Annotated in this window: 16 protein-coding genes; 3 read left to right on the forward strand and 13 right to left on the reverse strand. The window is 64.0% G+C overall.

Going from position 1 to position 19469, the window contains the following annotated elements; all coding sequences use genetic code 11:
- The first annotated feature begins 4 nt into the window (after positions 1-4).
- Positions 5-1420, forward strand: coding sequence for a nucleobase:cation symporter-2 family protein (locus BN1143_RS11050; RefSeq protein ID WP_042050645.1), 1416 nt, complete (start codon positions 5-7; stop codon positions 1418-1420).
- 51 nt (positions 1421-1471) lie between these two features.
- Here the strand turns inward: BN1143_RS11050 and BN1143_RS11055 are convergent, their stop codons facing one another.
- The 3 genes from BN1143_RS11055 to BN1143_RS11065 all read right to left on the reverse strand — a co-directional run bounded on the left by BN1143_RS11055 (position 1472) and on the right by BN1143_RS11065 (position 6251).
- Positions 1472-3280: a M3 family oligoendopeptidase gene (locus tag BN1143_RS11055; RefSeq protein WP_042050646.1), complete on the reverse strand. Its 1809-nt coding sequence runs from the start codon at positions 3278-3280 to the stop codon at positions 1472-1474.
- Positions 3281-3372: 92 nt separating this feature from the next.
- Positions 3373-5151 (reverse strand): M3 family oligoendopeptidase, encoded by a 1779-nt coding sequence (locus tag BN1143_RS11060; protein WP_042050647.1) that lies wholly within the window; start codon positions 5149-5151, stop codon positions 3373-3375.
- A gap of 182 nt (positions 5152-5333) precedes the next feature.
- The gene (locus BN1143_RS11065; RefSeq protein WP_042050648.1) at positions 5334-6251 is read right to left on the reverse strand and encodes a DUF808 domain-containing protein; all 918 of its coding nucleotides are present in this window, start codon (positions 6249-6251) and stop codon (positions 5334-5336) included.
- Between the two features lie 204 nt (positions 6252-6455).
- Here BN1143_RS11065 and BN1143_RS11070 point away from each other — a divergent pair, with 204 nt between their 5' ends.
- Positions 6456-7058 (forward strand): DUF924 family protein, encoded by a 603-nt coding sequence (locus BN1143_RS11070; protein WP_042050649.1) that lies wholly within the window; start codon positions 6456-6458, stop codon positions 7056-7058.
- 49 nt (positions 7059-7107) lie between these two features.
- On the opposite strand, the gene BN1143_RS11075 is transcribed toward BN1143_RS11070, so the two are convergent.
- The 10 genes from BN1143_RS11075 to hinT form a co-directional block, all read right to left on the reverse strand.
- Positions 7108-8727 carry a methyl-accepting chemotaxis protein gene (locus BN1143_RS11075; RefSeq protein ID WP_017784064.1) on the reverse strand — a complete coding sequence of 540 codons (1620 nt, stop codon included), beginning with the start codon at positions 8725-8727 and terminating at the stop codon, positions 7108-7110.
- Positions 8728-9042: 315 nt separating this feature from the next.
- Complete coding sequence (gene secF / locus BN1143_RS11080; RefSeq protein ID WP_005302136.1) at positions 9043-9957, reverse strand: protein translocase subunit SecF; 915 nt, start codon at positions 9955-9957, stop codon at positions 9043-9045.
- 112 nt (positions 9958-10069) lie between these two features.
- Complete coding sequence (gene secD / locus BN1143_RS11085) at positions 10070-11872, reverse strand: protein translocase subunit SecD (protein ID WP_042050651.1); 1803 nt, start codon at positions 11870-11872, stop codon at positions 10070-10072.
- Positions 11873-12018: 146 nt separating this feature from the next.
- The gene (locus BN1143_RS11090; protein WP_082038522.1) at positions 12019-12525 is read right to left on the reverse strand and encodes a hypothetical protein; all 507 of its coding nucleotides are present in this window, start codon (positions 12523-12525) and stop codon (positions 12019-12021) included.
- A 67-nt stretch (positions 12526-12592) separates the two neighbouring features.
- Complete coding sequence (locus BN1143_RS11095) at positions 12593-13450, reverse strand: DUF6279 family lipoprotein (protein ID WP_042050654.1); 858 nt, start codon at positions 13448-13450, stop codon at positions 12593-12595.
- A 62-nt stretch (positions 13451-13512) separates the two neighbouring features.
- A complete protein-coding gene (locus tag BN1143_RS11100) occupies positions 13513-14367 on the reverse strand; it encodes a phosphotransferase (RefSeq protein WP_156141301.1) in 855 nt (284 codons plus the stop codon).
- Positions 14357-14953 carry a penicillin-binding protein activator LpoB gene (lpoB, locus tag BN1143_RS11105; protein WP_005302153.1) on the reverse strand — a complete coding sequence of 199 codons (597 nt, stop codon included), beginning with the start codon at positions 14951-14953 and terminating at the stop codon, positions 14357-14359. The genes BN1143_RS11100 and lpoB overlap by 11 nt, the downstream gene beginning before the upstream one ends.
- Positions 14953-15351 (reverse strand): YcfL family putative periplasmic lipoprotein, encoded by a 399-nt coding sequence (locus BN1143_RS11110; protein ID WP_042050656.1) that lies wholly within the window; start codon positions 15349-15351, stop codon positions 14953-14955. The genes lpoB and BN1143_RS11110 overlap by 1 nt, the downstream gene beginning before the upstream one ends.
- 68 nt (positions 15352-15419) lie before the next feature.
- A complete protein-coding gene (locus BN1143_RS11115; protein WP_042050657.1) occupies positions 15420-16853 on the reverse strand; it encodes a COG3014 family protein in 1434 nt (477 codons plus the stop codon).
- Positions 16853-17203, reverse strand: coding sequence for a purine nucleoside phosphoramidase (hinT, locus tag BN1143_RS11120; RefSeq protein WP_010633658.1), 351 nt, complete (start codon positions 17201-17203; stop codon positions 16853-16855). The genes BN1143_RS11115 and hinT overlap by 1 nt, the downstream gene beginning before the upstream one ends.
- Before the next feature lie 262 nt (positions 17204-17465).
- On the opposite strand from hinT, the gene BN1143_RS11125 reads away from it, so the two are divergent.
- Positions 17466-19466, forward strand: coding sequence for a methyl-accepting chemotaxis protein (locus tag BN1143_RS11125; RefSeq protein WP_231555555.1), 2001 nt, complete (start codon positions 17466-17468; stop codon positions 19464-19466).
- Positions 19467-19469: the final 3 nt, after the last annotated feature.

Here is a 19469-nt window from a genome sequence, read left to right on the forward strand (position 1 = left end):
GTTCATGAACCAGACCCAGCCCCCCGGGGCGGCCAAGGGCCGCGCCATCGACGAAGTGGAGCGCCTGCTCCCCCCCGGCCAGCTCTTTACCCTCGGCCTGCAGCATGTGCTGGTGATGTATGCCGGCGCCGTGGCGGTGCCGCTGGTCATCGGCGGCAGCCTGGGGCTGCCCAAGGATCAAGTATCGTATCTCATCAGTTCGGATCTCTTCTGCTGCGGCATCGTCACCCTGCTGCAGTGCCTCGGCATCGGCCGCTTCGCCGGGATCCGCCTGCCGGTCATCATGTCGGTCACCTTCGCCGCCGTCATGCCGATGCTGGCCATCGGCGCCAACCCAGCGCTGGGGCTCACCGGCATCTTTGGCGCCACCATCGCCGCCGGCATACTCTCCACCCTGCTGGTGCCGCTCATCGGCCGCTTGATGCCGCTCTTCCCCACCGTGGTGACCGGGGTGGTGATCACCTCCATCGGCATCAGCATCATGCAGGTGGGGATCGACTGGATGGCGGGGGGCAAGGGCAACCCCGAGTACGGCAGCCTGCGCTACATCGGCACCAGCTTTCTGGTGCTGGCCTTCATCCTGCTGGTGACCCGCTTCACCAAGGGCTTTTTCAGCAACATCTCGGTGCTGCTCGGCATCCTGTTCGGCTTCGGGGTAGCCATCGCCATGGGGGAAGTGAGCCTGGACGGCCTGAGTGAAGCGGCCTGGTTCGCCCCCATAGTGCCATTCGCCTTCGGCTGGCCCACCTTCGATCCCATCTCCATCGCTACCCTTACCGTCATCATGCAGATCACCTTCATCGAGTCGATGGGGATGTTTCTGGCGCTCGGCGACATCGTCGGCCACCCGGCCAGCCGGGGCGACATAGTGCGCGGCCTGCGGGTGGATGGCATCGGCACCATCATAGGCGGCATCTTCAACAGCTTCCCCCACACCTCGTTTTCCCAGAACATCGGGCTGGTGAGCGTGACCGGGGTGTCGAGCCGCTGGGTCTGCGTCATGTCAGGGGGGATCCTGCTCGCCTTCGGCCTGGTGCCCAAGATGTCGGTGCTGGTCGCCTCCATTCCCCCCTTCGTGCTGGGAGGCGCCGGAATAGTCATGTTCGGCATGGTACTGGCTACCGGCATCCGCATCCTGGCCAGGGCCGACTACAACAGCAATCGCCACAACCTGTATATCGTCGCCATCAGCCTAGGGGTAGGCATGATCCCCACCGTCTCCGGCCACTTCTTCCAGCACTTCCCCGCCGCCCTGCAACCGCTGTTTCACAGTGGCATCCTCTTGGCCACCCTCAGCTCGGTGCTGCTCAACCTCTTTTTCAACGGCTACCAGCCAGATCTGCGCCACCAGCCGAGGCCCCTGCTGGTGGGGCCGGTGCGCCCGCCTGCTCAGCCGCAGCCAGGCAAACCCGCCCCATAAAAAACCGCCGGGCAGCATGGCTGCCCGGCGGTTTCATTCAGCAAGCCTGCGTTAGCCGCGGGTCTGGGCGAAACGCTCTACCGCCGCTTCCACCTGCGCCAGGCTGTCCTGCCAGAAGGCGGGCTCGCGAATATCCTGCCCCAGGTGCTTGGCCACCAGCTCTTCTGCGCTCATGCGGCCGGTATCGCGCAGCAGGTCGCGATAGGCCTGGGCCACATTAGTTTCCCCCGCAGTCTGACGGCTCATCAATTGCTGATAGACGCCGAGACTGAACAGATAGCCGAACAGGTAGGGGTAGTTGTAAAAGCCAAACCCGGCGATGGAGAAGTGCGCCTTGGCCGCCCAGAACAGGGGGTGATAGCGGCACAGACTCTGCTCGTACCAGCGACCCCAGGCCTCGTCGGTCAGCGCCTTGAGCCGCGCCGGCGAGACATAGCCCGCCGCCCGCTCAGCCACCAGGGCGCGCTCGAAATCGAAGCGGGCCGGGATATTGACCAGGAAGGTGGCGGCGCCGTCCGCTTCGGCCCAGGCGATGGCCTGCTGCTCTTCCGAGCTTTGCGCCTGCTCGAACAGGGCGCTGCGCACCAGGGTTTCGGCGAAGATGGAGGCGGTCTCCGCCAGCGTCATGGGGTAACGACGCTGGCTCATGGGCAGATCGCGAATGAGCCAGTTGTGCCAGGCGTGGCCCAGCTCGTGGGCGAGCGTGATGACGTTGTCCATGGTGCCGGCATAGGTGATGAAGACCCGCGGCTCCACCGGCTCGGCAAACTTGGTGCAGTAGGCCCCGGTGCGCCGGTTGGGGGTGGGCGCAGCATCGATCCACCCCTTTTCGGCCATCATTCGGGCAAATTCCCCCATCTCTGGATCAAAACAAGAGAACGCATCGGCGATGATCTCGATCGCCTCCTCGAACGGGATCTCGCGGCTCACCGCGGCCGGCGGCGGGGCAAACAAATCCTCCGGCCCCAGCTCCTCGATGCCGAGGCGCTCGGCCATCAGCCCCAGCGCCCGCTGACCCAGCCCGCGTGCGCGCCAGGTCTCCTGCATCAGGGTATCCAAGGTCGCCCGCTCGATGTGGCTCTGGTGACAGGAGAGGTCGAGCGCATCGAGCTGGCGGCTGCGGCCGCGCTGGCGCGAAAGCTCAAGCCGCCAGCCATTGAGGGCGTTCAAGATGGCGGCCACCGTCTCCTGCTCCCCCTCCCAGCCGGCGCTGATGGCATCGAACGCTTCCCGGCGCAGGGCCCGCAGCGGGCTGGAGAGCAGGTTGCTCGCCTCGGCCAGCCCCATCTCGCGGCCATCGATCAGCAGCCGGATCTTGCCCACCAGATCGTTGTAGAGATTGCCCCAGGCGTGCAGGCCGTCGGTGCCAAGGCCGATCACCAGCTGCTCCGCCTCCACCGGCAGGCGCTGATCCTGCAAGAGGCGCTCGTGGCGCAGCCGGTACGCCTCCTCCCCCAGCAGGGAGTCGGCCATCAGCTGTTCAAATTCGGGTTCCGGCAGGGCCAGCATCAGATCCTCGACCGGCGCCAGGGTCTTGAACAGATCGGCATTGAGGGCGCGGGCACGGGAGGCCAGCTGCTTGGCCAGCTCGTCGCGGGCATCCTGACTGCCACGGCAGGCCGCCAGCACGGCCAGGTTCCAGCCAATGTTGTGAATGTCCCGAGTCCGCAGCCGCACCTCGCGCAGGAAATCCTGCAGCGCCTGCGCATTGGCCCGGGCGGCGCCAAGCCCCTCGATAAACTTGCCGAGCTCGTCCAGACTGGCGCGCGCCAGGGCGAGATCCGCGCTCACCTGCGGGCAGTCGAGGGCGGGATAGATATGCTGGTTTTGCCACTGTTGTGGGTAGATTCGTTGCTGCATCAAACGCTCGTCATCAGGTTGCGGGGCCGGGCCCCGTTGAATGCGCGTGGCGAGCCACAGGCCCGCCACCAGGATAAAAACGGCCGGGCTACCTACACCAGCCGCTCGAGGCGGGCGACCGCCTCTTCCACATAATCGAGGCTCTCCTGCCAGAAGGCGGGCTCACGAATGTCGACCCCCAGGTGCTTCTCCACCAGCTCTTCTGCACTCATACGGCCGGTGTCGCGCAGCAGCTCCCGATAGGCGTGGACGAACTCGCGCCCCGCCCGCGCCTGCTGGGCATAGAGCCCCAGGCTGAACAGGTAGCCAAACAGATAGGGGTAGTTGTAGAACCCGAGCTCGGCGATGGAGAAGTGGCCCTTGCTGGCCCAGAACAGCTCGTCATATTGACTCAGGGTGTCACCATACCACTGCTGCTGCGCCGATTTCATCATCTGCCGCAGCTGGCCGGCCCCCACGTAGCCCTCCTCCCGCGCCGCCACCAGGGCCCGCTCGAAGGTAAAGCGGGCCGGCACGTCGAGCAGCAGGCTGGCGGCCCGCTCCCCATCCAGCCAGGCGATGGCCCGGCGCTGCTCCATGTTGTCGGTGGCCGCCAGCAGGGCATCGCGCACCAGCGCCTCGGCAAACAGGGAAGCTGTCTCCGCCAGCGTCTTGGGGTAGTCACGCTGCTCCAGCGGCAACTCCCGCATCAGCCAGCTGTGCCAGGCGTGCCCCAACTCATGAGCAAGCGTGATGACGTTGTCCAGGGTCCCCTCGAAGGTGAGAAACACCCTTGGCTCGGGCGGCTCGGCATACTCGGTGCTGTAGGCGCCGCTGCGCCTCTGTTCGCTCGGGGCGGCGTCAATCCAGCCATTGGCCGCCATCATGCGGGCAAACGCCCCCATCTCGGGATCAAACCCGGCGAAGGCATCGGCCACCAGGGTCAGCGCCTGCTCGAAGCTGATGAGGCTGCTCGCCCCGACAGGCGCCGGGGCATAGAGATCCCAGGGGGCGAAGTCGTTGATCTGCTGGGCGCAGGCCATGGCACGCAGGGCGCGCCGCCCCAGCTCCTTGTGCTCGCCGGCCGCCGTCATCAGGGTCTCCAGGGTGGCCCGCTCCAGGTGCCCCTGATGGCAGGAGAGATCGAGCGCATCCCACTTGTGTTCCTTGCCGCGCTGGCGAGCCAGCTCGTTGCGCCAGCCGTTGATGGCGTTGAGGATGGCGGCCACCGTCTCCTGCTCCGCCCCCCAAGCCGCCTGGATGGCGTGCCAGGCCGCGGCGCGCCGAGACCGCTGCGGGTGGGCCAGCAGGTTGTCTACCTGGGCCAGCCCCATGGGCTGCCCCTCCACCACCGGCCTGAGCCTTCCTACCAGGCTACCGTAGAGATCCCCCCACCCCTGCAGGCCGTCCACGCTCAGCCCCGCGATCAGCTGCTCGCTCTCGAGCGACAACCACTGATCCCGCTGGCGCCGGTCGTGGCGAATGGCGTAGGAGAGCTCGAACAGCTCGGGATCCTGCAACAGGGAACGCACCTGCTCCTCGGGGGCACGCACCCAGAACAGGGTCACCGGTTTGCAGAGCTGGGCCAGGCTTGCCTGCAACTGCTGGCCGCGGGAGAGCAGCCGCCGGGCCGCCTCGTCGCGCCCGTCCCGGCTGAGCCGGTTGTAGCCGTAGGTCTGCCAGTTCCACTCCAGCAGGCGTACCTCGCGCCAGCAGGCCCGGATGGCCCGCAGCAGATGGCGCAAGGCATTGGTGTCGTTGGTCTTGGGCAGTTCATCCAGCAGGGGTTGCAGGCGCTTCATGGCCTCGCGGGCACGCTGGAAGTCGGCGTCGATCGCCGGGCAGTCGGGGGCGGCATAGATGTGATCATCCTGCCAAACGGGTGGTTTCATGACGTTCCTTGTCTGTTTGCATCCATATGGGTTGACCCCGCCTCTGTGAGCGGGTGTCAACCGGATAGTACGAAAGGAGGCCGGCCCTTGCCTAGCCCCCATCCGAGGCAACAGACGAGACAGTATCTGACGGGATGACCCGCTATCGCGGGAAATGCCCGCTGACAGTCAGGCCTCCGGCACTATTTGGCGGGCTTGAGCTTGCTCACCAGGGTCATGGCCAGCACCAGCACCAGCCCGGCCACCACGCCGGCCACGGCGTTGAGCAGGGTCGGCGTCACCAGTGCGAGGGCGGCGCCGACCGCAGGCAGGGTGGCCACGGCAGCGGCAGTCCCTTCAATCAGGTGGTGCACGAAAGGCCAACCATGCACCAGGATGCCGCCCCCCACCATGAACATGGCGATGGTGCCGACCAGCGCCAGCAGGTGCATCAGCCGTGGCGCCGTCACCAGCAGCCCCTGCCCCACCGCCCGGCGCAGGGCGCCACCATCGGGCTTTTGCAGCAGGTGCAGGCCGATGTCGTCGAGCTTGACGATGAGCCCCACCAGGCCGTAAACCCCCACCGTCATCAATACGGCAATGCCCGCCACCACCGACAGTTGCAGTGCCAGGCTGGCTCCCTGCACGGTGCCGAGGGCGATGACGATGATCTCGGCCGAGAGGATGAAATCGGTGCGAATGGCCCCCTTCACCTTCTGCTGCTCGAAGGCAACCAAATCATCGGGAATGGGTGCGGTATTCGCCTCCCCCTCGCTCGCCTCATGGGGCAGAAACTTGTGGGCCAGCTTCTCGGCCCCCTCGAAACAGAGGTAGGCGCCCCCCAGCATCAGGAGCGGGGTGATGAGCCAGGGCACCAGGGCGCTGATAGCGATGGCGGCAGGCACCAGAATGAGCTTGTTGCGAAACGACCCCTTGGCCACCGCCCACACCACCGGCAGCTCCCGCTCGGCGCGCACCCCGGAGACCTGTTCGGCGTTGAGGGCCAGATCGTCCCCCAGGACCCCGGCGGTCTTCTTCGCCGCCACCTTGGTCATCAACGCTACGTCATCGAGTACGCTGGCAATATCGTCGAGCAGGGCCAATAAACTGGTTCCGGCCATATCAGAAAATCCTCATCAGGGTAGTCAGGGTCCCACGGTTCACCGGCGGCAACTGCCGATGTCGAGAGCGATGCCGGCCGAAGGGGGATCCCTATTGCGGGAAAAGATGGCACAGTGTAACCAGAAGCCGCCCGTTCGGCAGCAACCACATCAGGGTCATTTGGCCTTGTTTCATCCGGTGCCCGCAGGCCCAAGGAGTGTTCCATGCAACCCTGGCAACCGCTGCTCACATTCTGGTTTGGCGAAGAGAGTGACGACGTCACCCGCGCCAAACGCCAAGCGCCCCTCTGGTGGGGCAAAAACAGCGACACCGACGCCCTGCTCGCCAGTCGCTTCGGTGACCAGGCCTCAGCAGCCGCCGCCGGCGAGCTCGCCCACTGGGCCGAGGCGGCCGAGGGCCGGCTGGCCCTGATCCTGCTGCTGGACCAGCTGCCGCGCAACATCCACCGCGGCACCCCAGCCGCCTTTGCCCAGGATGCCAAGGCGCGGGATCTCTGCCTCAAGGGGCTCTCGCTGGGAGCGGATCTGGCGCTGCCACCGCTGGAACGGGTCTTTTTCTACCTGCCGCTGGAACACGCCGAATCCCGCGAGCAGCAGGCCAGAAGCGTGACCCTGTTCGAGGGACTGGCGGCTGAACAGGCTGACGGCCCGGCGCGGGAAACCTTCGCCGGCTTTGCCGACTTTGCCCGCCGCCATCAGGTGATCGTCGAGCGTTTTGGCCGCTTCCCCCACCGCAACGCCATCCTGGGCCGCGCGAGCACAGCGGAAGAGACCGACTTCCTGCTGCAACCGGGGTCAGGTTTCTGACCCATAAAAAAATCCCCGCCATGTGGCGGGGAGCTGGCACCCATAGTGATCACTGAATGCGATAACGAGAGATCTGCTGGTGAATATTCTCGGTGGTCACATTCAACTCTTCCGCCGCAGCCGATGTCTCTTCCGCCGTGCTGCTGGTCTGTTGGACGACCTGGGCAATCTGCTCCACCTGATGGGCAATGGACTCCGCCGCCGAGCTCTGTTCGCGAATCGCGATGGTGATCTCACCGACCTGATCCATGACGCGATGGGAAGCATGACGGATCTGGGTAATGATCTCCCCGCTTTCAGTGGCCATGGCCACCCCCTGCGCCACTTTCTCTTCCACCTGAACCATCTTGGTCACCGTGAGCTGGGAGCCCTGTTGAATCGCCTCCACCGTCTCCGAGATCTCCCTGGTCGATTGGGCCGTCCGCTCCGCCAGTTTGCGCACCTCGTCAGCCACCACGGCAAAACCTCGACCCTGTTCACCCGCTCGCGCGGCTTCAATGGCCGCATTCAACGCCAGCAAGTTGGTCTGCCCCGCCACATCGCTGATCACGTTCACCACGCCACCGATCCGGGAAATGCCATCACCCAATGCCGACACTTCACTGGAAGCCTGACGAATGGCCTCTGCGATCTCGTTGATGGCTTTCACCGTTCTGTCTATCGTGGTCCCCCCATCGCTGGCGAGCTTGCCGGATTCATTGGTGATGCGGCTGGCCTCCTGGGTTCGCTGGGAAATATCCGTGATGCTCACCGTCATCTCTTCCACCCCGGCGGCAATGAGACTGGTGGCATCGTTGGCCTGGCTCGCCGACGAGGCAAGGTGATGAGCCGCCTGGGAGAGCGACTCGGCCGTGCTCTTTATCTGCAGGCTGCCCACTGAAAACTCGGTAAAGGTTTGCTGCAAGGTGTCCAGCAGACGGTTAACGGCCGAGAGGGTCAGGCCAATCTCATCTTGCTGGGCCACCTTGGCCCGCAAGGTAAAGTTCAAATTGTGCTGAATATCGGAGAGCGTCGCCATTGCCAGCCGCAGTGGATTGGCGACCTGTCTGAACAACCAGATAAACAGCACCAGGGTCAATATTCCGGTACCACAAGAAATAAACAGCATGGTCTGGAGGCTATTGTCGTAGTTCTTTTCACCCTGCAGTTTGACTGCAGCCCCCAAATCAATGTTGAATTTCACATGCTTATCTATGGCCTTGGAAAACTGTTCGAACAGTGGCATGACATTGCTGGCGATAAAGTCTCTGGCCTCGGTGTTTTTATTATCGCGAGACAATATCAGGACCTTTTCTATCTCCTGATAATATTGCTCGATGATGCGCTGATCATCCGTCGTCAGTTGCCGATCCTCTTCATTGGAGAGCATCTCTGCTTGGTATTTTTGCAACAGAGAGCGGATTTCAGTACGCAGATCTGCAATGCCCGTCTCAATCTGATTCATCTTGCTGTTGTCGGTATTGAGCACATGGGTCTGGATCAAGGCATGCAATGCGTAAAAATCGGCTTGTACCTGTTTGATGAGGGAGATGCTGGGCACCGTATTGTCGGTGACATAACCGAGATCAGTGTCGGCAGCAGAGAGTCGATTGATGCTGAACCAGCTGAGAAAGGTCAGGGCCAGCATAACCAGCAGGGCAATGAGTTGAAGCCGGCGAGCAATGTTCATAAAGGCATACTCCGTTAATAAACTCCATTGCAGTGTAGACGATGGGCAACCTCCGGATGGCCCGTAAAATGTGCGCTTCCTTGCACATCTGTCACTGCTGTCAGCCCTCGCGTTTCACCCGCTGCCGATGGTCAGATCCAGGCCCGAAAATAACCTCGCTGGCTGAATGTGAATGCGAAAAAGACCCGGCTACGAGGATACGACTGTGCCGGCCAGCCAATAAAAAAGAAGGAAGACATGTCGTCTTCCTTCTCGCTACTTATATCCACTCGGGATGACCCGGCAGGCCCGCAGTTTGGTGGCCGTCGATAAAGGTCACGCCGCCTCCGCCAGCTCCTCTTCTTTTTTCTGGTAAGCCTGCGGCGTGAGCCCCAGCAACTCCTGCACGGTGGAGGCCACCGTAATGGAGGAGATGGTGCCCACCAGGATGCCGGCGAACAGGGTGAAGGAGAAACCGTAGAGGGCGTCACCGCCGAACAGCAGCAGGGCCCCCACCGTGAACAGAGTGGTACCCGAAGTGATCATGGTACGGCTGAAGGTGGCCTTGATGGCCACGTCGGAGCAGTCGTGGATCCCCATCTGGGTGCGCGAGCTGAGCAGGTCCCGCAAGCGGTCGGAGATGACGATGCTGTCGTTGAGGGAGTAGCCGATCACCGCCATCAGGCCGGCGATGACGTTGAGATCGAACTCGATGTTGAACAGCGCCAACAGCCCCAGCGCCACCAGACCGTCGTGCAGCACCGACACCAGGATGCCGATGGCCTGACGCCACTCGAAGCGTACCGCCAGGTAGGCGGAGATGGCCAAGGAGGCCACCAGCACCGCCAGCATCCCCTGCTGGAACAGCTCGGCGCCCACCTGGGGGCCAACGATGGTGGTGCGCAGCAGCTCCACCGGCAGGTTGAGCTGCTGGCCCAGCATCACCGCCAGCTCCTCGGCCGGCCAGGGCAGCTCGTGGGGTGGCAGCTTTATCAGCCACTCGCCGGGCACGCCGGCGCCATGCAGCTCGACTACGCCCGCCAGGGGAGCCGTCAACAGGGCGTTGAGCTCATGGGCCTCCTTCAGGGTCTGGATGCGAAACTCCAGCAGGATGCCCCCGGTAAAGTCGAGACCGAGGGAGAGGCCGTTGATGGCGAGCACCGCGATGCTCGCCACGGTCAGCAGCACGGAGGCCCACAGGCCGATGTAACGCCAGCGGGTCAGCCCCATGGCAATGATCATTCTCAGCATTCTTCTTCCCTCGACAGCAGATGGCTCTGGCTTCCCGCAGGGAAGCCCATGGCGCGGGCGCGGAGCAGGCTCGAACGCGCGGCGCGATGACACAGGTGGTGATCCGTCATGGTCACACCCTCAGCAGCTTGGCGCTGCTCTTGCCCCACAGGGGGTTGATGATGGCGCGCGTGCCCCAGATGCCGGTCACCATGCTGGAGATAAGGCCCAGGATCAGGGTGATGGAGAAGCCCTGCAGCGGCCCGGAGCCGATGGCATAGAGCACCACGGCGCAGATCAGGGTAGTGATGTTGGCATCGAAGATGGTGCGAAACGCCGAGCGGTAACCAAAGTCGATGGCGTTGGCCAGCGAGCCCCCTTCCCGCAACCGGTCTTTGATCCGCTCAAAAATGAGCACATGGGTATCCACCGCCATGCCGACGGTGAGTACCAGACCGGCGATCCCCGGCAGGGTCAGCACGGCCCCCGGCAGCACCGCCAGCATGCCCACCTGCATCAAGAGGTTGGCGATGAGTGCCGTGATGGCGACCCAGCCGAACTTGCGATACCAGGCCATCATGAACAGCATCATGCCCGCCATGCCAAACGCCAGCGCGGTGAAGCCCGCCTCTATGTTCTGCAGACCCAGGGTCGGGCCTATGCTGCGCTCTTCCAGGATCTTGAGGGGCGCGGTGAGGGCGCCGGCGCGCAGCAGCATGGCCAGCTCCTGGGCTTCCGGTACGCTGCCAATCCCGGTGATGCGGAACTGGTTGCCAAGGGCGGTCTGGATGGTGGCGACATTGATCACCTCGCTCTGGGCCCGCAACTTGCCCTGGGCGTTGGTCTTGTACTCGGTGAAGACGGTGGCCATCGGCTTGCCCACGTGCTGGCGGCTGAACTGGTTCATCTTGCTGCCGCCCAGACTGTCGAGCACGATGTTGACCTGGGGTTGCCCCATCTCACCCATGTTGGCGCGGGCATCGACGATGTGCTCACCGGTCAGCACCGGCTTGCGAGCCAAGCCAATCGCCTGGCCGCTGCGATCCGCCATGAAGAAGCGGCTGTCGGCCTGGGCTTCGTAGAAGGCCAGCGAGGCGGTGGCCCCGATCACCTCTTTCGCCTGCTTGGGATTGTGCACCCCCGGCAGCTCGATGCGGATGCCGTCCTGGCCCTGGCGCTGTACCGAGGCCTCGACGATGCCGAGCTCGTTGATCCGCTTTTTCAGGATCGACAGGTTCTGGGTCACCGCGTTGTTGGCCAGCAGGGTGCGCTCGGCCTCGCTCATCACCAGCCGCAGCTCGTTGCCGCTGCGCTTGAGGGTCCACTGATCCTGGCGGGTGCCGGCGGAATCCTTGATGATGGTGAGCCAGGGCGCCTGATCGGCCACCTCAGGCAGGGTCACCCTCACCTCCCCTTCGCTCACCCGGGCCACATTGGCGCCGCGCAGGCGCGCCTCGCGAAACTGGGTACGCAGCATGTCCACCAGGTTCTTGGTCTGGTTGTCGATAACGAAGCTCAGATCGACCCCGATCAGCAGCTGGGAGCCGCCGCGCAAGTCCAGCCCGAGCTTGATGGGGGCGGCGCCGAGCTGGCTGATCCAGCCCGGGGCGTTGGAGTAGAACTCCAGGGTCAGCGCCGAGCTGTCATAGCCCTGCTGCTCCAGCAGCTGCTTGGCGCGCTGCTGCTCGGCCTGGCTGGCAAACACCAGCTCGACCCGCTCGCCCTGCTGCACCAGCTTCTGCGGCTCGATGCGGTTGTCGGCCAGCAGGGTACGCTGCGCCTCGGTCAGGCTGGTCTGGCCGTGCAAACCGAGGGAGGGCTGCTCACCGAAGAAGGTGGGCAGGGAGTAAAAGGTAAAGGTGAGCAGCATGAGCAGCAGCAGGGCGTACTGCCACATGTTCATGCGGTTCAGGGTGATACGACTCTTTTTTCTCATGAAATCAGCCTCTGTCAGGAGAAGGCGGCGCACTCGCCACGCTGGCGGCACGCAAAAAAACAGGAATGAGACAGTGACCCGTTCACGCGCGGTGAGCAGGCATCAGGCGGCGATGAGGTGGTATGAAGGACCGGACCCCATCGGGATCAGGCGAGGTAACTCTGACAGAAACGGTATTGCAGGTGCTGGCGCTGCAACCGGTGCCGATGGATGGTGGCAAACCGATCGCGGAAACTGTGCTTGCGATAGAAGAGGGCGGTATAGAACAGCAGGCCGCACAGCAGCAGCAGGATCGCCTGCTGGGACCAACTGGTGACAAGCTCGTACACCACGTTGCCGGGCTGATGATCGCTGCGCAGGGAGTGCTCGAGCCGCAGCAGGTGATTCTGGTGGGAGCTGACAAACTTGACGATGCCGTCATCGCTGTCGCTGGCACTGTGGCTCACCTGGCCTGCGTCGGACGGTGCCGCGGCGTCATCCATCAACTGACCATGTTGGACGTGATGCTGGGATACGGGCAGGGAAAACCCCTCCACCGAGAGAGTGGAGAACAACAGAGCGAGGGAGATGAGCAGGGTCATCAGCGCCAGTTTCACTTTGTCGATCAGGTTCAAAAAGTTAATTCCCGCATAACAGAAAGGGAAAACTACCACAGGGGGCCCGTTGGAACAAGGATGAAGGGGGTCGCCAACCCCCTTCCCCACCGGTTGGCCGCAACCATTACCCCTGAGACATCTGCCTGAAATCGCGGGCATAACCCTTGAGCAGGCTGTAGAGGTGGGCCCGCTGGGAGATGTCCAGCGACTGGCTGAGATCGCTCAGCCAATTGACGGTGCGCTGGCGCGACTGATCGGTGTAGCCGGTGAAGCGGCCATCCATCAGGCCATCCCCCTGTTGCAGCAGGGCGGTGAGCTGGGCGCCGAAGTCCTGGCTCTGGCGCTGCTTCATCAGCCGATCCAGCTCCTTGGTCCAGGCGGTCTGAAACTCAAGCCAGGGGGCCTGCAGCTCGTACTGCCACTGGGCCCACTGGGCCACCAGCGGGGCCTGGGCCGGCTTCACCTCGCCAATCCAGAACACCAGCCGCTCGTTCATCTTGTCGCGAAACTCCTTGAGCATCTCCTCCCTGGGCTTGTCGGCAAACTCCTTTTCCCGCTCGGCCTGGCGGGTGAGCCTGTCCTTCATGAACATGGCCACCTGCGCCTCGGTCAGGGTGCGCGCCAGCCGCACCGCCCGCGGCACCGTGTCCTCCAGGGTACGGGTCAGGCTCTGCTGGGCCGCATCCAGATGGCGGGAGACCTGGGCCGGGGTCATGGGGCTCGCCACCGCCTTAGCCAGCGCATCGAGATCCTTGGCGTAGCGCGGCACCTCATGCTGGCGGTGCCAAGCCATCAGCCCCTTCACTTCGTTGTCCAGCAGGCGCTTCTGGCTGCGATCCAACGAGAAGTAGTCGTCCAGCTGCCAGACGATGGCCACGTCGAGCCAGTAATAGACGACCCGGGTGGAGCATCCGGCCAGCAGCAGACAGAGCAGCAGCAGACTCCAGCTACTGGGCTTGCGCCAGGAAAAGGTGGTCACCATGCAGGGCTCCAATGTTGATGAAACAGGGTTGTCGATACGGATGATTCACAATGCCTGACCCTCTACTCCAGCCGCTGCCGGTTGAGATCGATCAGCGCCTGATAGTCGGGCCCCGGTTGCTGCTCGGCCATCAGCAGCGCCCACAGCAGCCCTATGTAGTCGACCCAGGGCAAAAAGGCCCGGCTCTGAAAGCCGCGTGGGCCGACCTGCGCCCCAGCCCGCTCGCAGTAGGCCTGCTCCAGCGCCTCGCGCTGGGCCTCCTGCCAGTTGTGGGTGCGCTGGATGCTGGCCACCTCGAAACCGGGATGCCCGGCGGCGCCATACTCCCAGTCGATGACCCAGGGCCGGCTCCCCAACAAATTAGCCGGATTGAGATCATGATGGCAAGGGAGCCAGCAATCGGCGGGCTCGCGGCTGGCCAGCAGCCCCCGCTCCAGCGCAGGCAACCAGGTCGGCACCCGGGCCAGCCGGCCACGATAACCGGCGCTGTGGGCCCGCACCGCCATCACCACTCTCGGCACCGGCAACCGGTGCAGCCGCGTCAGCACCCCGGCCAGCAGCGCTGGCTGCAACGCAGCCGGGGGCGGCGCCGCCAGCCAGTTCGGCTCGTCGCACCAGTCCAGCAGCATCAGGCCAGTGGCGGGATCGCTGTGATGGCAGGGCAAGGCCAGCCCCTGCCCCACGGCCCCCTGATAGAGCTGCCATTCGGTGGCCCGGTCGATGCCAAGGCGCACCGGATCGGGGTGGCCCTGGCGCAAAAAGTGACTGCGCCCCGAGGGGAGGCGCAGTCGATAGTTGCAGTTGGTCAGGCCGCTGGCCAATGGCTCCAGCCGGCCCGAGCGCCAGGGTGGCGGCAGGCGGGCCAGCAGGGCGCGCTCGGCGGCCGCCAGAGAGGACTCTTTCGACTTACCAGCCAAAGGTGGACTTCTTGGCCTGCTTGCGGATCTCTTTCTGATCGGCCCACAGCAGTTCGCCGTTTTGCAGATCCATCAGGTTCATGGTCATCTGGTAGTAGACATCCTTCACCTTGCCGTTGTCCTTGACGATGCTGGCGAGGTTGCCATAGACCATGTAGCGAGCGCCGGTCTGCTTGCCCAGGCGCACCATGGAGGCGGGATCCACCATGCCGCTGCTCTGCTGGTATTCGAGCTGCTGTTTGACCGCCGCCACCTTGCTCATGTCGACGAAGCGGAACTTGCCGGCGCGCAGCAGCTTGGTGCGGATGGTGTCGGTGATGGCCTCGGTGTCGATGTGCTCGGAGGTCTTGTTGCGGATGGAGTCCATGAACATCACCGGACGGCCGCCGGCGGTGATCTCGCTGGTGGCCGGCGATGCCAGCATGGAATCCGCCATCTTGTCGGCGATGGCCTGCAGATCGCTTGAACCGTAATCGACGGTCACCGTCTCGGTTTCGGTCGGATCGCCATAGCTGACGGTGGTGCTGGAGCAGCCGCCCAGCAGCAGGGCGCCGGTCAATATCAGCAGGGCATGATTCATTTTCATCAGTAGGATTCCTCAATCACTTCGCGTACGTAAATCCGGTAGCCCCGGGCGGCCGGGCTCGGCGCCAGGGCAGAGAGGGTGCGGGTCTGATAGCCGTGCAGCTTGAGCGGCGTCCAGCCGCGGCCATCGCTGGCGACCTCCTGCCCCGCCTCATCATACCAATAGAACAGGTATTGCAGCTTGTTGTCGCCGCGCTGGGTGCTGGCCGCCGCCACATTGACCTGCAGCAGGCCGTTTTGTTCGCGCCGGCTGAGCTCGGTCAGGGTGACATTGACGTTTTGATGCTGCTCCGCCACTGGTGCGGAGCCCGGTGCTCCATAGAGCGCCACGCCGGAGGTATTGGTGGTGCAGCCTGCCAGCAGCAGAACCAGGCCCAGAGCCAACCCGTGTGCTTTCATCTTGCTCTCCTTGCCGGCGACCCCGAGGGGCCCGACCGGTCACTCATGTGTATTGCCATCGTTCGCCGTTACAGCGGCATCACCCGCGTCGTCAGCCCGGCACCGAGCCGCTGCACCCACACCAGGGTGGTGCGTCCCTGGTGAATGGTGAGCGGCAATTGCCGCTGGGCTGCCCCCGCCCCCAAGGTGAGCTTCACCTCGCCCGCCGGCAGCATCCCCTGCCAGCTCGCTGCCTGGGCCGGCAGCGTCAGCCAGCTGCGGGTGTCAGCCCGCTCCGAGAGGGTATTGAAGATGCCGACCAGAATGTTGCCCACATCGCCCCCCTCCTTGGCGGCGGTGCGCCGCACCTGCTCCTTGGCCACCAGCCGCAGCGCCTGGCGGGTCAGCATGCCGGGCAGCCGCTCCTGCAGATCTTTGGCCGCCAGCGCCTCCAGCCTGACCAGCTCGCTGGTCTGCTCGACCCGCTTGCCCACCGAGACCGTGAGCGGCCCTGTGTCGGTGGCCCGATTATCGTAATAGGGGATGGCGACGGTAAAGGTGCGAAAATCGCCGCCGGAGGTGGCGATGGGCAGCGGCAGGAACAGCTCGCGCCGTGCCGGGATCAACCCATCTTCAAACAGCACCACCAGCTGGCCCTGATCCTTGGCCAGGGGCGGTGCCTTGCGGCCCACCTTTTTCTCGGTCTCGCGGATCTCGTCCGCGGCGCCCCGCAGCACAGCCAGGCGCAGCAAGGCATCCTGCAGGCTCCGGTTGTCCGGCGCTATCTGGTAACCACGCTGATAGTCGACCCAGGCATCGTTGAGATCGCCGGCCGCCTCATAGAGCACGCCGGAGAAATAGAAGGTGTAGGCGTTCTGAAAACCGTTCTTGACCCGCCCGATCAGCCGGTCGAGCTCGGGGGCGCCGCGCGACATCAGCTGGCGCATCTCCCCTTCAGTTGCGGTATCCGCCTCGGCCTCTTCGCTCTTTTGCTTTGCCTTGCGCACCTCGTCGGCCCGCCGTTTGAGGGCCTGCTCCTGCACCTGGTTGGCGCGGCGCACCTCCACCAGCGCGCCCTCGGCATCCCCGCGCTGCAAGTAGTTGAGAGCCAGATAGTGGTGCAGCATGGTGCGCTCGTAATCGGGCGCCCGGTAGGCCATGGTCTGGTCATTGGTAAGCAGGCTGCCCGCCTGGGCCAGCCCCTGGCTGACCCGGTACTCGGCCTGATTGTCTTCCCACGCCAGCCGGCTGTCGGCGGCGGCAAAGGCCTGCTTGCTGGCGGCATCCTGACTCGCCAGCCAGGCGATGCGCCCCTGCTCGAGCCGGTCCAGCACATAGGTATCGTCCCCCGGCGTGGAGTCACGCACCTCGGGCAACGCCTCGGCGGCATGGCCCAGCAGCAGCTGGTTGCGCAGCGGCACCATCTGATCGGAATAGGAGACGAACATGTCTTGCCAGTGGGAGGCACAGCCCCCCAGCAGGGAACCGGCCAGCAGCAGGCCGGCCAGCGGCAGGCGCGGCATCACAGGCTGAGCAGGGGTCCCAGCGGCTGGCCGCCGACCAGATGCAGGTGGATGTGGTAGACCTCCTGCCCGCCGTGGCGGTTGCAGTTCATGATGAGGCGATAGCCATCCTCCGCAATGCCCGCCTCGCTGGCCAGCTTGCGGGCCACGGTGAACATCCGGCCCAGCGCCAGCTCGTGATCCGGCTCCACGTCGTTGACGGTGGGGATCAGCACGTTGGGGATGATCAGGATATGGGTCTTGGCCTTGGGCTGGATGTCGCGAAAGGCGGTCACCAGGTCGTCTTGATAAAGGATGTCGGCGGGGATCTCTTTGCGGATGATTTTGCTGAAAATGGTTTCTTGCGCCATGGATAACTCCTTTATATGAAAAAGAAAATTCAATGCCTGTCTCAAGCGGTTCCAACGCCCGTCATCGAGGCCCGGCAAGTGTGACACAAGCCGATATTTGACACAGCCGTTGTCCCATTCTCTTCAGTTATTGTTAAAAATACCGATAGCCGGAAGACGTCTGCCGACGTTGCTCGCCCACAGTGGTAGCAGGGTATCAAATGGACGGGGTATTCAGGCAAGGGACTTTTGCATATACAGCGGGACAATAATGAAACAAACAATGTCAGACCTCTCCATCTTGCAGAGGGTCTATCTTGGCTTTGCCATCCTGGTGGCCGTGATGGCGGCCACCTCGGTACTCACCTTCCGCAGCCAGAGCGAGCTCAATCAGGCGCTGGATCAGGTCACCCGGCAGACCATGCCGCTGGTGATCGCCAGCAGCCAGACCCAGATCAGCCTGCTCAGCGCCAACAAGTGGCTCACCGACGTGCTGACCGAGCAGGATCTCAAGCAGATCCCGGCCGAAGTGGCCGAGCTGCAGCAGGCCAAGGCGCAGGTCGACAAGACCCTCGCCACCCTCGCCCAACAGGCGGCGGAACACCCGGAGCTGCAGAGTGAGCTCGGCGCGCTCAACCAGCTGGTCAAGGACTACCTGCAGCTGACCGAGACCCTGCCCACCGAACACCAGGCCCTGCTCACCCGGCTCTACAAGGTGAACCAGGCCAAGGGCCAGTTCCAGGTCAGCCTGCCCCAGTTCAAGAAGAACCTGGGAGACATGATGATCACCATCGACGACAGCTTCATCAAGATGCTCTCCGAGACCCTGACCACCAAGCTCTCCGCCATTGAACTCTCCACCATGGATGCCCTCAACCAGAGCATACCCGCCCCCATCGAGGCGGCGCTCAAGCGCAACAAGATGCAGATCGAGGGCTTCAACAGCACCATCAAGGATCTGCAGGGGGAGCTCAAGGAGTTCGACAACAACATGGGCCACTACGTGCACGGCTTCGTGCGCGACACCACCGCCAGCGACGGCGTGCTGGCCCAGTACCTGGCGCTGATGCAGCAGCAGGAGCGGATGCGCGAGCAGAGCAAGCAGGCCGGCAAGCTCATCGTCAACATCCAGAGCAAGCTCGAGCAGATCACCGCCCAGAGCCAGCAGCTGATGAACAACAGCATCCGCGCCTCCGGCAAGGTGCAGACCCAGAGCACCCTCACCCAGGGGGTGGCGCTGGTCATCGCCATCACCATCGCCATCCTGGTGGCCTACACCCTCGGCAAGGCCATTCGCCGTCCGCTCAAGGAGCTGCTGCGGGTGCTGACCGAGGTGACCCAGGGCGACATGACCCAGCGCATCGGTTTTCGCAGCAACAACGAATTCGGCCGGCTCGGCAGCCAGGTCAACCTGCTGATCGAGCAGATGGGCGAGGTGCTGAGCCAGCTCTCCCAGGCCTCCAACCAGCTCAACAACGCCGCCCATGACAACCGCCACACCACCGAATCGGTGCGGGCTGATCTGGAGAAACAGCGCCAGGAGACCGCCTCGGTCGCCGCCGCCATGACCCAGATGGAGGCCTCGGTACGCGAGGTGGCCCAGGCCGCCAACCAGACCCTGGAGCGGGTGATGGACGTGGAGAAAGCCTCCGAGACCGGCCGCAAGGTGATGGCCGGCAACATCACCACCACCCATCAGCTGGCGGGCAAGCTGCAGCAGACCGGCAAGGTGATTGGCGACGTGAGTGCCATGAGCGGCCAGATCGGCAACATCCTCGACGTCATTCGCGGCATCGCCGAGCAGACCAACCTGCTGGCCCTCAATGCCGCCATCGAAGCGGCCCGGGCCGGCGAGCAGGGGCGCGGCTTTGCGGTGGTGGCCGACGAGGTGCGCAGCCTGGCCGGGCGCACCGCCCAGTCCACCAGCGAGATCCAGACCATGATCGAGAACCTGCAGCAGGGGGTCGCCAAGGCGGTGACCGTGATGCAGGAGTGCTCCCGCGAGATGGACAGCTGCATGGATCAGAGCTCCCACGCCAACAACGCCATGGAGGAGGTGCAGGGCATAGTGGTGCTCATCAGCGACATGTCGAGCCAGATCGCCTCTGCCGCCGAGCAGCAGCAGGCCACCAGCGCCGACATCGCCACCAACCTCAACCGCATCTCCGATATCTCGGATCTCAACTACCAGGGGATCGAGCGGGTGGCCGAGACCAGCCAGCAGCTCGACTCGCTGGCCGAGCAGCAGGAGAGCCTGGTCAAGCGCTTTAGGCTCAGCGCCTGACGC

This window comes from Aeromonas dhakensis (genome assembly GCF_000820305.1).
Taxonomy (GTDB): Bacteria; Pseudomonadota; Gammaproteobacteria; order Enterobacterales; family Aeromonadaceae; genus Aeromonas; species Aeromonas dhakensis.

Coding starts and splice junctions, on each gene's coding strand:
- BN1143_RS11070 (WP_042050649.1), top strand. CDS start 6,456: ATGCAACCCTGGCAACCGCTGCTCACATTCTGGTTTGGCGAAGAGAGT.
- secF (WP_005302136.1), bottom strand. CDS start 9,957: ATGCTGAGAATGATCATTGCCATGGGGCTGACCCGCTGGCGTTACATC.
- BN1143_RS11110 (WP_042050656.1), bottom strand. CDS start 15,351: ATGAAAGCACACGGGTTGGCTCTGGGCCTGGTTCTGCTGCTGGCAGGC.
- BN1143_RS11065 (WP_042050648.1), bottom strand. CDS start 6,251: ATGGCCGGAACCAGTTTATTGGCCCTGCTCGACGATATTGCCAGCGTA.
- BN1143_RS11075 (WP_017784064.1), bottom strand. CDS start 8,727: ATGAACATTGCTCGCCGGCTTCAACTCATTGCCCTGCTGGTTATGCTG.
- secD (WP_042050651.1), bottom strand. CDS start 11,872: ATGAGAAAAAAGAGTCGTATCACCCTGAACCGCATGAACATGTGGCAG.
- BN1143_RS11125 (WP_231555555.1), top strand. CDS start 17,466: ATGTCAGACCTCTCCATCTTGCAGAGGGTCTATCTTGGCTTTGCCATC.
- lpoB (WP_005302153.1), bottom strand. CDS start 14,953: ATGAAAATGAATCATGCCCTGCTGATATTGACCGGCGCCCTGCTGCTG.
- BN1143_RS11115 (WP_042050657.1), bottom strand. CDS start 16,853: ATGCCGCGCCTGCCGCTGGCCGGCCTGCTGCTGGCCGGTTCCCTGCTG.
- BN1143_RS11095 (WP_042050654.1), bottom strand. CDS start 13,450: ATGGTGACCACCTTTTCCTGGCGCAAGCCCAGTAGCTGGAGTCTGCTG.
- BN1143_RS11050 (WP_042050645.1), top strand. CDS start 5: ATGAACCAGACCCAGCCCCCCGGGGCGGCCAAGGGCCGCGCCATCGAC.
- BN1143_RS11060 (WP_042050647.1), bottom strand. CDS start 5,151: ATGAAACCACCCGTTTGGCAGGATGATCACATCTATGCCGCCCCCGAC.
- BN1143_RS11055 (WP_042050646.1), bottom strand. CDS start 3,280: ATGCAGCAACGAATCTACCCACAACAGTGGCAAAACCAGCATATCTAT.
- hinT (WP_010633658.1), bottom strand. CDS start 17,203: ATGGCGCAAGAAACCATTTTCAGCAAAATCATCCGCAAAGAGATCCCC.